The sequence below is a fragment of the Pseudomonas fitomaticsae genome, from assembly GCF_021018765.1.
Classification (GTDB): domain Bacteria; phylum Pseudomonadota; class Gammaproteobacteria; order Pseudomonadales; family Pseudomonadaceae; genus Aquipseudomonas; species Aquipseudomonas fitomaticsae.
This window is the reverse complement of record NZ_CP075567.1, coordinates 5,255,259-5,268,788: the sequence shown is the minus strand read 5'-3', so window position 1 is coordinate 5,268,788 and position 13,530 is coordinate 5,255,259. Positions and strand designations below refer to the sequence as shown.

Sequence of the window (13,530 nt, the reverse complement as noted above, 5' to 3'; positions counted from 1 at the left end):
TGAATGATGCGGCGCTGGCCGCGACGGCGCTTGAACGCCTAGACTTTGCCGATCTTCAGTTCAGGAACCGCCCGTGACTTCCATTTTCTGGTACGACTACGAAACCACCGGCATCAATCCCCGATGCGACCGCCCGTTGCAGGTGGCTGGGATCCGCACCGACCACGAACTCAACGAAATCGACGCGCCGGTCAATCTCTACTGCCAGCCCAGCGAAGATATCCTGCCACACCCGGCGGCGTGCGCAATCACCGGCATCACTCCGAGCCGCCTCGCCGAACAGGGCTTGAGCGAAGCTGACTTCATGACCCGGGTCCATGCTCAGCTCGCGGCACCCGGCACTTGCGGCGCGGGTTACAACACCCTGCGTTTCGACGACGAGATGACCCGCTACAGTCTGTACCGCAACTTTTTCGATCCCTATGCCCGTGAATGGCAGGGCGGCAACAGTCGCTGGGATCTGATCGATGTGGTGCGCGCCGCTTACGCATTGCGCCCGGATGGGCTGGTCTGGCCGACCGATGACGAAGGCAAGGTGACGCTCAAGCTCGAACGTCTGACCGCCGCCAATGGCATCGATCATGGCAATGCTCACGAAGCCTTGTCGGACGTGCGCGCCACCATTGCTCTGGCCCGGTTGATCCGCGAGAAGCAGCCAAAGCTGTATGACTGGCTGTTCCAGCTGCGCAGCAAACAGAAGGTCATGGACCAGATTCGTCTGTTGCAGCCGATGGTGCACATTTCCGGGCGTTTCTCCGCTGCGCGCAGTTATGTCGGCGTGGTGCTACCGCTGGCCTGGCATCCGCGCAACAAGAACGCGTTGATCGTCTGTGATCTGCACCTGGATCCGCAGGGCCTGCTCGACCTGGATGCCGAAACATTGCGCCAGCGCCTGTACACCCGGCGTGACGATCTGGCCGAAGGCGAGTTGCCGGTACCGCTCAAGCTTATTCACATCAACAAGTGCCCGGTGGTGGCGCCGTTGTCGGTGCTGAGAGCTGAAGATCAGCAGCGTCTGGGTCTGGACATGGCGTTGTATCAGGCGCGTGCATTGCGACTAAGTGACGCACAACAAGTTTGGAAGGATAAAGTCCCGGCGATTTATGCCAGCGAAGATTTCGCCTCGAGTGAAGATCCGGAACAACAGTTGTACGACGGATTTATCGGTGACCGCGATCGTCGTTTATGTGAGCAAGTGAGGACGACCGATCCAGCTCAATTAGCGCGAGAGCAATGGCCGTTCGATGATGAACGTTTGCCTGAATTGTTGTTTCGATATCGAGCACGTAACTTTCCCGATACGTTGAATTTCGAAGAGCAAGAACGCTGGAAAATCTTTTGCCGGCAACGCTTGTCCGCGCCGGAGTGGGGCGCCCCTAATACCTTGCAATCTTTTGTCGAGGCCATGGAGCAATGGCTGCTTAGTGCTGCGCCGATGCAGGCCGAGGTGTTGGTTGAATGGCAGAACTATGTCCAGGCATTGCGCAAACGTTTGGATCTTTGAAATCGAACATGTCCGGCGCTTGAATGCCGGGCATAAAAAAACGCCAGCATTCGCTGGCGTTTTTTTGTGTCACAGAAGCGCTCTGCGACAAGGGTTGCGGCTTAGCCCAGCAGGGTAGCCCAGCCTTCAACCACGTCACCGCCCCACTTGGCTTTCCACTCTTTCAGAGTTTTGTGGTTGCCACCTTTGGTTTCGATGACTTCGCCGTTGTGCGGGTTTTTGTATTGTTTAACTTTGCGGGCACGCTTGGTGCCGGTAGTTTTGGCTGCGCCGCCACGAGGTGCTTTGGTTTTGGACTCTGGATCCAGCAGCGCGATGATGTCACGCAGGGATTTGGAATATTCGCCCATCAGGGTGCGCAGTTTGCCTTCGAATTCCAGCTCGGCTTGCAGTTTGTCGTCTTGCGACAGGTTCTTCAAACGGGCTTGCAGCTCTTTGATAGCTTCTTCGGTGGCACGATATTCGTTGATCAAGGACATGATTACTACCTTATGTGGGAGTGCGCGATGGCAGGGGACAGTGCGGCAATAATAGTCAGGCTGTTTCATCAAGTAAACATTTAACCGGGGTTTTTATTTGAATTAGTTACGTTGAAAAGCCCTGAATTGAATGTTCAGTTAAATATTGTGATGGAGTCTTCACAGATATTCACACAAGCCTGTTCATGCATGGCTATTGCTGCGCCATCATTCTGGCGTTTGCGGGCGTCAAAAAAGCTGCGACGGGCTGCCGTGAGGCTCCGAGGGTCATCAATACTGCAGTTTTCCTGCGCAGTCGCTAGAATGGCCGCCTTTGCGAAGTTCTGGAGTTTCCCCCTCATGCGCACTTTTCGGCTGGTGATTTCTTGCCCGGACCGCGTTGGCATCGTTGCCAAAGTCAGTAACTTTCTGGCGGCCCACAATGGCTGGATCACCGAAGCGAGTCACCACTCGGACAACCAGGTCGGCTGGTTCTTCATGCGTCACGAAATCCGTGCCGATTCCCTGCCTTTCGGTATCGAGGTGTTGCGCGAGAAGTTTGCACCGATCGCCGAAGAGTTCTCGATGGACTGGCGCATCACCGACACCGAGCAGAAAAAACGCGTGGTGCTGATGGCCAGCCGCGAATCCCACTGCCTGGCTGACTTGCTGCACCGTTGGCACAGCGACGAGCTCGATTGCGAGATCTCCTGCGTGATTTCCAACCACGACGACCTGCGCAGCATGGTCGAGTGGCACGGCATTCCTTATTACCACGTGCCGGTCAATCCGCAGGACAAGCAACCGGCCTTCGATGAAGTGTCACGTCTGGTCAAGCAGCACGACGCCGAAGTGGTGGTGCTGGCGCGCTACATGCAGATCCTGCCGCCGGACATGTGCCGCGAATACGCGCACAAGGTCATCAACATTCACCACAGCTTCCTGCCGTCGTTCGTCGGTGCCAAGCCGTACCACCAGGCTTCGATGCGTGGCGTGAAACTGATCGGCGCGACCTGCCACTACGTGACCGAAGAGCTGGATGCCGGCCCGATCATCGAACAGGACGTGGTGCGCGTCAGCCACAGTGACAGCATCGAAGACATGGTGCGTTTCGGTCGTGACGTCGAGAAGATGGTGCTGGCCCGTGGCCTGCGTTATCACCTGGAAGACCGCGTGCTGGTGCACGGCAACAAGACCGTGGTGTTCTGATTCAGGTTCGCCCCCACGCAAAGCGTGGGGGCGATCCATGGACCGTGAGGAATTACCGATGAGCGATCCACTGGACAAAGCCACTTCCAAGGCCCCCGCGTCTCTGGGCGAGGGCTGTCTCAGCCGCTATGACCCGGACGACCTGAGCCCGGAGGACGGCACCGAGTTTCCCGGTGCTGCCGAACTGTGGGAACAACTCAAGGACGAAGAGGATGACCTCAGGAAGCCTGTCTGACGCTCAGCAGCTTTTTCAGCAACGGCCGGCCCAGCATCAATAGAAATACCGGTCCACCCACCAGCAGATAGAAGTAAAACGTCACCACCCGCCAGATCAGAATCGCCGCCGCCGCGGTCGATTTGCCGACCATCGGCGCCAGCAGCGCCGCCGAAGTCAATTCCGCCGCACCGGCACCGCCCGGCAACAGGCTGAATTGCCCCGCACCCAGCGAAAGCATCTGGATCAGGAACGTCCAGGCCCACTGCACATCCGCCCCCAGCCCGCGCAACGCCAGGTACAGCACGCTATATCGCAGCGACCAATGCACGCAGGTCAGGACGAACACCTTGATCAATGTCTGCCAAGGCAATTTCAGCGCATCGGTGAAAGCGGCCAGAAAGTGCAGCAACTGCCGCGCCCAGCGCCGTCGAGTACGCGGTTCGACATTCATCCCGGCCAACAGGCGCCCGCTCAGGCGAATCAATCGACGGTGATAGCGCGCGACCAGCACGCAGCTGAACAGACCGCCGGTCAACGACAGGGCGCTGACGATCAGCAGCCATTCCATTCGGTCGCTGAGATGCTGGAACAGCGCGTAGATCAGGATCCCGCTCAGGGCGCAGAGAAAGAACAGCAGATCGCTCAGCTGATCCATCGCAAACACGGCGCTGCCCCGGGCCGGGCGCACGCCGCTGCGCGCCAGCAGCGCCATGATCGTCAACGGCCCTCCGCTGCCGCCGGGCGTGGCGCACCAGGCAAATTCGGCAGCCATCACCACCCCAAGGCTTTTGACGGGCGTGACCCGGTCACGCTGATCGCCGAGCAACAGCCGAAGGCGCAAGGTGTTGATGCCCCAACACAGCAGAACCATGGCGAACATGATCAACAGCCAGCGCAACGGAAACGCCTGCAGGCGCCCCCAGGTCTCGCCGCCCCCGAGCAGAACGGGAACCGCCACGGCCACCAGCAGGCCGATCAGCAACAGAATGCCGCGGCTCAAGCGGCACGCTCGGCTTGAGTGCGCTGGCGCGTCAGCCAGTCGATTTTGGTCATGGGCACGCGTCCGTCCGCCAGCAGTCGTTCAAGGGTGCGCCACCAGTAATCCCGGGAAAAGCGGTGGCGCATGTCCACCGGGTGCAAGCCTAGACGAATCACCGGCGCCTGACGCCAGCGCTGTTCCCGCTGTTCGCTGACGACCTTCGACATGCCGCGACGCCAGGCGCTGCGTGCGCTCCAGACCAGTCCGGGGGCTTCGACCGCGGTGAAATCCGGCAAGTGATAAAGATGTTGCGGATCGCTGGTGTAGCGCAGTGGCAATTCGCGCAGTGCCTGGCGCGTGCCGTTGCTCATCAACCAGGCCGGGGCGACGAAACCGTGCAGCGGCCAACCGTGGCGCCGAAACAGATCGATGCCCGGACCCAGGCGGGCGAGGGCGGCTTCACGGGACAACTGATAGAACTCGCCTTCGTGGGTGTAGACCCGGCGCATGAACCAGTCGCGCGCCGTGCGCGGGCCGGGTTCGGTGTCTTCATGAAAGTGGCCGTGCAGGGCCAGTTCATCACCGCGTGCGACGCGCTGGTCGAGCATTCGACAAAACGCCGGATGGGCTTCAAGGGCGTCGTGTCGATGGAAGTCCGGTACCACCAACCACGTCATCGGGACGTTGCCCACCCGGTCAACGGCTTCGACGAACGCTCGATAATCGGCCCACGTGGAGGGCGCCACGTCATGCAGCACCAGCAACAGCGCCGGGCGCTCGTGAAATTCAGCCATTGGCCACCCGAGGAACCGAATCGCCGAGTACGGCGTGGTAATGGCCCAGCAGGCTGTCGACCACCGTGTCCCAGGCGTAATGCCGTTCGACATGTTGGCGTGCCTGCTGGCCGAGTACGCCAGTCCCGCGACTGAACAGTTCGCGCACGGCATTGGCCATGGCTTGCGCATTGTTCGGCGCGCAGAGCAGGCCGCAGGAGTCGCTGACGATTTCCTCGAACGCACCGGCCGCCACCGCCACCACCGGAATGCCGCAGGCCATGGCCTCCAGAATCACCAGTCCGAAGGTTTCCTGATCGCCGGCGTGGATCAGCGCATCGGCACTGGCCATTAGCCGCGCGACCTGCGCGGCCGGGCAAAACTGGTCGATCACACTGACATTGGCCGGGACAGATGCAGGCATCGACGAGCCGACCAACAACAGGTGATAGCGCGGGCCCAGGCGTTTCATGCAGTCGAGCAGCACCGGCAGGTTTTTCTCCTTGGAACCGCGACCGGCAAAGATCAGCAGGCGCGTGTCCTCGGCGATCCCCAGTTCGCTGCGCAACCCGGTATCGCGGGCCTCCGGATGGAAAGTGTGCAGGTCAACGCCCAGCGGCTGCACGAAGACATTGCGCACGCCCAGCCCGCTGAGCTTGTCGGCCATCACCTGGCTGGGCGCCAGCACCCGGTCGAAATTGCTGTACAACTTGCGCACGTACGCATCGACGTTCGGCGTGACCCATTGGCCCATGCGATTGCCCACCAATAGCGGCAGATCCGAGTGATAGAAACCGATCACTGGCACGTCCAGCTGCCGCCGCGCATCGAGCGCGGCCCAGGCAGTGAGGTACGGGTCGCCGACTTCGATCAGATCGGGTTGCAGATGCTGCAGGACGTTTCGCCAAGGGGCCAGGCGCAGGGGAAAACGATAGCCTTTGCCGAAGGGCAGGGCGGGGGCGGGAACCGTGTAGACACCATCACGTTCGCCGAAATGCGCGCCGGGAATCAGCAGGCTGTGGCGGATGCCGGGTTTGACCCCCAGCCGACGGTGCTTGGCATCCAGATAGGTGCGCACGCCGCCGCTGGCCGGGGCGTAGAACATGGTGATGTCGGCGATATGCACAGTGAACGTCCCTCCGCGTTGATCTCCCTTGGTTGACCTTTATCAAGAATAGATGTTCGGTCGGGGTTTCGCGGTGGGGGGCAGGCCGGTTTCTGAGGGATATCGGTCGTCTTCGTCGGATGGTAGCGAATGACGAAGACGACCGGCAGAACGGCTTTAAATCCGGAAGCTGCCAACCAACTGCTTCAATCGCGAAGCCTGCTGCTCCAGATCCGAGCAGGCGCGCAAGGTCGCCTGCAAGTTCTCGACACCTTCCTGGTTCAGCGTGTTGATCTCGGTGATATCCACGTTGATTGACTCGACCACGGCGGTCTGCTCCTCGGTCGCGGTGGCCACCGACTGGTTCATCCCGTCGATTTCACCGATGCGCTGGGTCACGCTGTTCAGGCGTTCGCCGGCGAGGTTGGCGATGTCCACGCTGTCCTGGCTGTGGCGCTGGCTGTCGCTCATGGTGCTGACGGATTCGCGGGCGCCGACTTGCAGCTCCTCGATCATGGTCTGCACCTGTTGCGCCGATTCCTGGGTGCGGTGGGCGAGGTTGCGCACCTCGTCCGCCACCACCGCAAATCCGCGACCGGCTTCACCGGCACGGGCCGCTTCGATGGCGGCGTTGAGCGCCAGCAGGTTGGTCTGCTGGGAAATGCTGGTGATCACTTCCAGAATCTGACCGATGTTCACGGTCTTGCTGTTCAGCGATTCGATGTTGCTGCTCGACGCGCTGAGCATGCTCGACAGCTGATTCATCGCCTTGATGCTGCGATCCACCACTTGTTGACCGTCTTCGGCCAGGCCACGGGCGTCGCTGGCCTGGGTCGAGGCCTGGGCGGCGTTGCGGGCGATTTCCTGGGCGGCGGCGCCGAGCTGATTGATCGCGGCGGCCACACTGTTGGTGCGCGAGGCTTGCTGGTCGGAGTTGTACATCGACGAGTTCGAGGCCGCGACCACGCGCAGGGCAACTTCGTTGACCTGGCCGGTGGCCGACGACACTTCGCGGATCGAGCCGTGAATACGCTCGACGAAACGGTTGAACGCGGTGCCGAGCACGCCGAATTCGTCCTGGTTCTGGATGGTCAGGCGCTTGGTCAGGTCGCCTTCGCCGTCGGCGATGTCTTCCATGGCGCGGGTCATGACGTGCAGCGGCTGAATCAGGATGCGGATCAGCATGCCGAGCAGGGCAATGATGATCGCCACCGCAATCACGGTCGCGATCACGGCCGAAGCGCGGAATTCGCTGAGCATCGAGAAGGCTTTGTCTTTGTCCACCGACAGACCGATGTACCAGTTCACCGACGGCAGGCCCTTGATCGGGGTGAAGTTGACGATGCGGGTCTTGCCGTCGACGGTGACTTCACTGAAGTCGCTGCTGATGCGCGGGGTGTCCTGCGGATAGGCTTCCTTCAGTGACTTCATCACCAGAGCCTTGTCCGGGTGCACCAGGATCTTGCCGTCGGCGCTGACCAGGAATGCGTAGCCCATGCCGGAGAAGTCCCGGGCGCTGAGGGTATTGATCAGGGTTTGCAGGCTCAGGTCGCCGCCCACCACGCCGACGCTCTGACCGGCCTTTTTCGCGGCGGTGGCGATGGAAATGATGGTCTGGCCGGTGGCCGCGTCGATGTACGGTTCGGTCAGGGTCGACGTGCTGCTGCTTTCGGCACCTTTATACCAAGGGCGAACACGCGGATCGAAACCGTCCGGCATCTTCGCATCCGGGCGGATGGTGAAGTGCCCGGTGGCATCGCCCAGGTAGGACGCCATGAAGGTCGACGTCAGGGCTTTCTGTTCCAGCAGGCTGGCGACGGCGGCAGGCTCGGGATTGATGGCGATGTTCTGGGCAGCGTTCTCGATCAGCAGGATGCGCCCGCTGAGCCAGGTCTGGATGTTGTCGGCTGTGACCTCGCCCATCTCGTTGAGGTAATTGTCCAGGTCCTCACGGATCGCATTGCGCTGCAACCAGTCGTTGTACAGCGTGAACGAGGCGAAGGCGGCAATGACGATGAGGGCGGCGGCAAGCAAAATTTTATGGCTGAAACGCAGATTTTTGTTCATGGCCTGGGGTTCCGCTAAGGTCTTATTATTCAGGGCGTGCTTCTATAGATGCTCGCCAGGTGGGCTTGATGGATACAAGCAGGTATTTCCGCTTCTCCTTAGGGAAATCTCCGATGCGGTTGTCAGTCGCATCTGTCACCTTTAGCTATCGGCCATGCTCGACAAAGATTAACCATTGGGTGACCAAATGCCTGAATCTTCGCAACTCGTAATCGGCGCCGACCTCGCCGGGCAACCTATCGCCCAGGCCATGCGTCTGGCCAACCGTCACGGACTGGTGGCCGGCGCCACCGGTACCGGCAAGACCGTCACCTTGCAGCGCCTGGCCGAGGCTTTCAGCGACGCCGGGGTCGCGGTGTTCGCCGCTGACGTCAAGGGCGACCTGTGCGGCCTCGGTGCTGCCGGCAACCCTCAGGGCAAGATCGCCGAGCGCATCGCCGGCATGCCGTGGCTCAAGCACACGCCTCAGGCGTATCCCGTGACCTTGTGGGACATTCACGGTCAGTCCGGTCATCCGCTGCGCACCACGCTGAGCGAAATGGGCCCGTTGCTGATCGGCGCCTTGCTGGAACTGACCGACAGCCAGCAGTCGGCGCTGTATGCCGCCTTCAAGGTGGCGGATCGCGAAGGCCTGTTGCTGCTGGATCTCAAAGACCTGAAAGCGCTGCTCAATCACCTCAAGGACAATCCACAGCTGCTGGGCGAAGACGCGGCGCTGTTCACCACCGGTTCCAGCCAGGCGCTGTTGCGACGTCTGGCGACGCTGGAGCAGCAGGGCGCCGAAGCGTTGTTTGGCGAGCCGGCCCTGCAACTGGAAGACATTCTGCAGCCGAGCACTGACGGTCGCGGGCGCATCCATTTGCTCGATGCCAGTCGTCTGGTGCATGAGGCGCCGAAGGTCTACGCGACCTTCCTGCTGTGGCTGCTGGCCGAGCTGTTCGAGCAACTGCCGGAACGCGGCGATGCCGACAAACCGCTGTTGGCGCTGTTTTTCGATGAGGCGCATTTGTTGTTCGGCGATACGCCCAAGGCGTTGCAGGAACGCTTGGAGCAAGTGGTGCGGCTGATCCGTTCCAAAGGTGTGGGGGTGTATTTCGTCACTCAGTCGCCGGGCGACTTGCCGGACGACGTGCTGGCGCAACTGGGACTGCGGATCCAGCACGGCCTGCGCGCGTTCACCGCCAAGGAGCAGAAATCCCTGCGGGCGGTGGCTGATGGCTTCCGGCCGAATCCGGCGTTCGACACGTTGTCGGTGCTCACTGAACTCGGAATCGGCGAAGCATTGGTCGGCACCTTGCAGGAGAAGGGCACGCCGGAAATGGTTCAGCGGGTGCTGGTGGCACCGCCGCAATCGCGGATTGGGCCGTTGACCGAGACCGAGCGCACCGTGCTGATCGCCGGGTCGCCGTTCAAGGGGCGCTATGACAAACCGATCGACCGCGAGTCGGCCTATGAAATCCTGATGGGGCGCAAGGGACTGGCACCGGAGGCTGAACAAGCGCCGGGTAAACCGGTGGCCGAAGAGCCGAGCCTGGCGGACAAGGCCGGAGAGTTCCTCGGCACGGCGGCGGGGCAGGCGCTCAAGTCGGCGATGCGTCAGGCGGCGAATTCGCTGGGTAAACAGTTGGTGCGCGGTCTGATGGGTTCATTGCTCGGCGGCAGCAAGCGCCGCTGATCAACGAGGTTCAGGTTTTGCGTTTGGCGTGGGCGGCCAGTCGTTCCAGTGCCGCTCGCAGATTCGGATCGCTGATCCCGTCGGCGGTGGCCTGGATGGTGGCCGCCGCATTCGTCGACAGATCGATCGTGTGTCCGGCGGCCCCGCGCTGGACGGTCGGTGGCTGCACCTTGAACAGGATACGCGTCAGGCTGGCGAACTCGTCGAACATCTGCAATTGTCGTTGCAGGCGCTTTTGCTGGTAGCGCAGGCGCGTAGCCCAGTGACCGTCGGTAACGATCAGCAACAGGCTGCCTTCGCGCCACGAAGCCACATGGCAGTGTTCGCGGGCGGCGGGTTGCAACTGGCTTTCAAGCAGGCGTTGCAGATGCCCCAGTCGTTGGGCATGGCCGAGAATGGCCTTGAGCGGCTTGGCTTCGCGAAGCAGAACGGCGGGTGCTCTGGCCGTAAGAGGGCGAAATGCCATGATCGAACACCTGAAGTAACAGAGTCGCCATGGTAGCAGAAAGCAGCGGATTCACCCGCCCATTGCTTTTGCCCCCGCTTTGCCCATTAAATCAACGACTAACTTCTGCCATGATCGGCTTGAAGTTGAGCAAAACGCCCCTATTTAAAGTGAGCCCCGTCAAAGCGCAGTGCCAGCATCGTGGAATATCCCCACTTTCCTCACCACCGTTTCCGGGTAGAATGCTCGTTCGCATGCGGCCATGAGGGCTGCACGGGCGACTCACGGGGCCGCCCTCCATCCCTTTAGTGTGGAAGATCCTGCCGATATGTTTGCGCCTTTGTTAAAGAAACTTTTTGGAAGCAAGAACGAGCGTGAAGTCAAACGCATGCTCAAGACGGTGCAGCTCGTCAATGCCTTCGAAGAGAAGATGGTCGCCCTCTCGGACGATCAACTGCGCGCCAAGACCGCAGAGTTCAAGGACCGCATTGCCAAGGGGGAGACCCTCGACAAGCTGTTGCCGGAAGCCTTCGCGGTCGCCCGCGAAGCCGGCAAGCGTGTCATGGGCATGCGCCACTTCGACGTCCAGCTGATCGGCGGCATGACCCTGCACGAAGGCAAGATTGCCGAAATGCGCACCGGTGAAGGCAAGACCCTGGTGGGTACCCTGGGCGTTTACCTCAACGCGCTGTCCGGCAAGGGCGTGCACGTTGTGACCGTGAACGATTACCTGGCCCGCCGCGACGCCAACTGGATGCGTCCGCTGTATGAATTTCTCGGTCTGAGCGTCGGTATCGTGACGCCGTTCCAGCCGCCGGAAGAGAAGCGCGCCGCCTACGCCGCCGACATCACCTACGGCACCAACAACGAATTCGGGTTCGACTACCTGCGCGACAACATGGCGTTCAGCATGGAAGAGAAATTCCAGCGCGAACTCAACTTTGCCGTGATCGACGAAGTCGACTCCATCCTCATCGACGAAGCGCGTACTCCGCTGATCATTTCCGGTCAGGCCGAGGACAGCTCCAAGCTGTACATCGAGATCAACAAGCTGATCCCGAAACTCAAGCTGCACGTCGAAGAAGTCGAAGGCGAAGTCACCCAGGAAGGCCATTACACCGTTGACGAGAAGACCCGTCAGGTCGAACTCAACGAAGCCGGTCACCAGTTCATCGAAGACCAGCTGACCAGCATCGGTCTGCTGGCCGAGGGCGAGAGCCTGTACTCGGCGCACAACCTGAGCCTGCTGACTCACGTCTACGCCGGTCTGCGTGCGCACAAGCTGTTCAACCGCAACGTCGAATACATTGTGCAGGACGGTCAGGTCGTTCTGGTCGACGAACACACCGGCCGTACCATGCCGGGCCGTCGTCTGTCCGAAGGTCTGCACCAGGCCATCGAAGCCAAGGAAAACCTGAACATCCAGGCCGAGAGCCAGACTCTGGCATCGACCACGTTCCAGAACTACTTCCGCCTGTACGAAAAACTGTCCGGCATGACCGGTACAGCCGACACCGAAGCGTTCGAATTCCATCAGATCTATGGTCTGCCGGTCATTGTGATCCCGACCAACAAACCGTTGGCCCGTAAGGACTACAACGACCTGGTGTTCCTGACCGCCGAAGAGAAATACGCGGCGATCGTCAACGACATCAAGGAAAGCATGGCCGCCGGCCGTCCGGTGCTGGTGGGTACTGCGACCATCGAAACCTCCGAGCACATGTCCGCATTGCTCGTGAAGGAAGGCATCGAACACAAGGTTCTGAACGCCAAGTTCCACGAAAAAGAAGCTGAAATCATCGCGCAGGCCGGTCGTCCGGGCGCACTGACCATCGCCACCAACATGGCCGGTCGTGGTACCGACATCCTGTTGGGCGGCAACTGGGAAGTTGAAGTCGCGTCGCTGGAAAACCCGACCCCTGAGCAGATTGCCCAGATCAAGGCCGACTGGCAGAAGCGTCACCAGCAAGTGCTGGAGTCCGGCGGTCTGCAGGTGATCGCGTCCGAGCGTCACGAATCCCGTCGTATCGACAACCAGCTGCGTGGCCGCGCCGGCCGTCAGGGTGACGCGGGTTCCAGCCGCTTCTACCTGTCGCTGGAAGACAGCCTGATGCGCATCTTCGCCTCTGACCGGGTGAAGAACTTCATGAAAGCCCTGGGCATGCAGTCCGGTGAAGCGATCGAGCACCGCATGGTGACCAACGCCATCGAGAAGGCGCAGCGCAAGGTTGAAGGTCGCAACTTCGACATTCGCAAGCAATTGCTCGAGTTCGACGACGTCAACAACGAACAGCGTAAAGTGATCTATCACATGCGCAACACGTTGCTGGCTGCGGACAACATCGGCGAGACCATCGCTGATTTCCGTCAGGACGTCCTGAACGCCACCGTCAGCGCCCACATTCCGCCGCAATCGCTGCCTGAGCAGTGGGACGTGGCCGGTCTGGAAGCGTCGATCGCCAGCGACTTCGGCGTGAAGCTGCCGATCCAGCAATGGCTCGACGAAGATGATCACCTGTACGAAGAAACCCTGCGCGAGAAGCTGATGAACGAGCTGATCGCAGCCTACAACGAGAAAGAAGACCAGGCGGGCGCCGAAGCCCTGCGTTCGTTCGAGAAGCAGATCGTGCTGCGCGTTCTGGACGACCTGTGGAAAGACCACCTGTCGACCATGGATCACCTGCGTCACGGTATCCACCTGCGTGGTTATGCGCAGAAGAACCCGAAGCAGGAATACAAGCGCGAGTCCTTCACGCTGTTCTCCGAGCTGCTGGATTCGATCAAGCGCGACTCGATCCGCGTGCTGTCGCACGTTCAGGTTCGCCGCGAAGATCCGGCCGAAGAAGAGCAGCGCCTGCGTCAGGAAGCCGAAGCACTGGCCGCCCGCATGCAGTTCGAACACGCCGAAGCCCCGGGTCTGGAGCAGCCGGAAGCATTGGTCGGTGAAGAGGTCGATGTGGCCCTCGCCGCCGCCCCGGTTCGTAACGAGCAGAAGCTGGGCCGCAACGAACTGTGCTACTGCGGTTCGGGCAAGAAATTCAAGCATTGCCACGGGCAGATCCAGTAAAACCCGTTTCAATCGCTGAAATACCCGCGCC

Annotated in this window: 11 protein-coding genes and 1 pseudogene; 5 read left to right on the top strand and 7 right to left on the bottom strand. The window is 60.8% G+C overall.

Going from position 1 to position 13,530, the window contains the following annotated elements; translation table 11 throughout:
• Positions 1 to 73 precede the first annotated feature (73 nt).
• Positions 74 to 1,504, top strand: a complete 1,431-nt coding sequence (gene sbcB / locus KJY40_RS23840; RefSeq protein WP_230733144.1) for an exodeoxyribonuclease I — start codon at positions 74 to 76, stop codon at positions 1,502 to 1,504.
• Positions 1,505 to 1,605: 101 nt separating this feature from the next.
• On the opposite strand, the gene mvaT is transcribed toward sbcB, so the two are convergent.
• Positions 1,606 to 1,983: a histone-like nucleoid-structuring protein MvaT gene (gene mvaT, locus KJY40_RS23835; protein WP_007951234.1), complete on the bottom strand. Its 378-nt coding sequence runs from the start codon at positions 1,981 to 1,983 to the stop codon at positions 1,606 to 1,608.
• A 339-nt stretch (positions 1,984 to 2,322) separates the two neighbouring features.
• Between mvaT and purU the strand changes: the two genes are divergently transcribed.
• Complete coding sequence (gene purU, locus KJY40_RS23830; protein WP_011335666.1) at positions 2,323 to 3,171, top strand: formyltetrahydrofolate deformylase; 849 nt, start codon at positions 2,323 to 2,325, stop codon at positions 3,169 to 3,171.
• 58 nt (positions 3,172 to 3,229) lie between these two features.
• A complete protein-coding gene (locus KJY40_RS23825; RefSeq protein WP_230733143.1) occupies positions 3,230 to 3,406 on the top strand; it encodes a hypothetical protein in 177 nt (58 codons plus the stop codon).
• Here KJY40_RS23825 and KJY40_RS23820 read toward each other — a convergent pair.
• The 5 genes and pseudogenes from KJY40_RS23820 to KJY40_RS29825 form a co-directional block, all read right to left on the bottom strand.
• The gene (locus tag KJY40_RS23820) at positions 3,390 to 4,388 is read right to left on the bottom strand and encodes a lysylphosphatidylglycerol synthase transmembrane domain-containing protein (RefSeq protein WP_230733142.1); all 999 of its coding nucleotides are present in this window, start codon (positions 4,386 to 4,388) and stop codon (positions 3,390 to 3,392) included. The genes KJY40_RS23825 and KJY40_RS23820 overlap by 17 nt on opposite strands.
• On the bottom strand, positions 4,385 to 5,161 hold the full coding sequence (locus tag KJY40_RS23815) for a DUF2334 domain-containing protein (protein ID WP_230733141.1): 777 nt from the start codon (positions 5,159 to 5,161) through the stop codon (positions 4,385 to 4,387). Before KJY40_RS23815 ends, KJY40_RS23820 begins: the two co-directional genes overlap by 4 nt.
• Entirely contained in the window at positions 5,154 to 6,266 is a 1,113-nt protein-coding gene (locus KJY40_RS23810; RefSeq protein ID WP_230733140.1) for a glycosyltransferase family 4 protein, read from the bottom strand. Before KJY40_RS23810 ends, KJY40_RS23815 begins: the two co-directional genes overlap by 8 nt.
• 156 nt (positions 6,267 to 6,422) lie before the next feature.
• A complete protein-coding gene (locus tag KJY40_RS29830) occupies positions 6,423 to 7,187 on the bottom strand; it encodes a methyl-accepting chemotaxis protein (protein ID WP_371807424.1) in 765 nt (254 codons plus the stop codon).
• Between the two features lie 93 nt (positions 7,188 to 7,280).
• Positions 7,281 to 8,312, bottom strand: a pseudogene (locus KJY40_RS29825) (HAMP domain-containing protein); the annotation flags it as partial.
• Between the two features lie 187 nt (positions 8,313 to 8,499).
• Here KJY40_RS29825 and KJY40_RS23800 point away from each other — a divergent pair.
• The gene (locus KJY40_RS23800) at positions 8,500 to 9,987 is read left to right on the top strand and encodes a helicase HerA-like domain-containing protein (RefSeq protein ID WP_230733138.1); all 1,488 of its coding nucleotides are present in this window, start codon (positions 8,500 to 8,502) and stop codon (positions 9,985 to 9,987) included.
• Positions 9,988 to 9,997: 10 nt separating this feature from the next.
• Here KJY40_RS23800 and KJY40_RS23795 read toward each other — a convergent pair whose 3' ends face one another.
• On the bottom strand, positions 9,998 to 10,453 hold the full coding sequence (locus tag KJY40_RS23795) for a DUF721 domain-containing protein (protein ID WP_230733137.1): 456 nt from the start codon (positions 10,451 to 10,453) through the stop codon (positions 9,998 to 10,000).
• A 307-nt stretch (positions 10,454 to 10,760) separates the two neighbouring features.
• On the opposite strand from KJY40_RS23795, the gene secA reads away from it, so the two are divergent.
• Entirely contained in the window at positions 10,761 to 13,499 is a 2,739-nt protein-coding gene (gene secA / locus KJY40_RS23790) for a preprotein translocase subunit SecA (protein ID WP_230733135.1), read from the top strand.
• Positions 13,500 to 13,530 lie beyond the last annotated feature (31 nt).

Excerpts from the sequence above, each read along its gene's own strand:
- KJY40_RS23815 (WP_230733141.1), bottom strand. The coding sequence starts at position 5,161 with ATGGCTGAATTTCACGAGCGCCCGGCGCTGTTGCTGGTGCTGCATGAC.
- KJY40_RS23795 (WP_230733137.1), bottom strand. The coding sequence starts at position 10,453 with ATGGCATTTCGCCCTCTTACGGCCAGAGCACCCGCCGTTCTGCTTCGC.
- KJY40_RS23800 (WP_230733138.1), top strand. The coding sequence starts at position 8,500 with ATGCCTGAATCTTCGCAACTCGTAATCGGCGCCGACCTCGCCGGGCAA.
- secA (WP_230733135.1), top strand. The coding sequence starts at position 10,761 with ATGTTTGCGCCTTTGTTAAAGAAACTTTTTGGAAGCAAGAACGAGCGT.
- KJY40_RS23825 (WP_230733143.1), top strand. The coding sequence starts at position 3,230 with ATGAGCGATCCACTGGACAAAGCCACTTCCAAGGCCCCCGCGTCTCTG.
- KJY40_RS29830 (WP_371807424.1), bottom strand. The coding sequence starts at position 7,187 with ATGTACAACTCCGACCAGCAAGCCTCGCGCACCAACAGTGTGGCCGCC.
- mvaT (WP_007951234.1), bottom strand. The coding sequence starts at position 1,983 with ATGTCCTTGATCAACGAATATCGTGCCACCGAAGAAGCTATCAAAGAG.
- purU (WP_011335666.1), top strand. The coding sequence starts at position 2,323 with ATGCGCACTTTTCGGCTGGTGATTTCTTGCCCGGACCGCGTTGGCATC.